The following is a 677-nucleotide window of genomic DNA, read 5'->3' as shown; positions in this document are numbered from 1 at the left end:
ACCGCGGTGGTGCCCGCCTCCTGCGGGAGCATGCCGCCGGTCATCACCAGATCGGCGCCGGCAATGTCGGAGTCGGTGAACTCCTCGGCGTTGCAGTCGATCAGGCGCAGGCACCAGTCTCCGGGCAGCATCGCCGCCAGCGTGACGAGGCCAAGCGGCGGAGCGAGGCAGCGCGCGCCCTGGAGCGCGCAGGCCGCCTCGAAGCCCCAGAAGGAGTTCGCGTTGAAGCGCGGCGAGACCAGCAGGACGCGGGGCGCATGTGACGGAGAGGTCGTCATGGAGGTCTCTCACGAGCGTGGGCCTCCGACATTACCCTTCTGTTGACGGCGAAACTGTTGTATTTCTGCAACTTAAGATTTGCTTATTGGCGTGAGGCGGAAATGTCTCACATATGACTGTTGGGTCGGCGATTGTCGTTCATCTTTGTACTGTAGGCAAGTACATCAGTGCGGCGAGTGGGGTGATCCCTCTGCGGTGACTGGGCCGGATCTCGTGCCGGCCGGCGGACGCGCGCCGATCATCGAAGCCGTATTTCTTGCGCTGCACCATCGGCCGCCGGCCTTGATGGACCGACCGCTCGCCGGGCGTCTCCCCCGTTACGCGCCTGGAGCTGTCCTCCACGAATGCCGCGGCATGATACGAATGTCGCCTGATGGATGTGTCTCCTCCGGAACCAC

Annotated in this window: 1 pseudogene; it reads right to left on the bottom strand. The window is 64.1% G+C overall.

The features are described from left to right. A pseudogene (locus VQ02_RS33645) lies at positions 1-278 on the bottom strand (hypothetical protein); the annotation flags it as partial. Positions 279-677 lie beyond the last annotated feature (399 nt).

Source organism: Methylobacterium variabile (genome assembly GCF_001043975.1).
In the GTDB taxonomy this organism is placed as follows: domain Bacteria; phylum Pseudomonadota; class Alphaproteobacteria; order Rhizobiales; family Beijerinckiaceae; genus Methylobacterium; species Methylobacterium variabile.
Note: the sequence above shows the minus strand (reverse complement) of the source record. Positions and strands in the feature narration are given on the sequence as shown.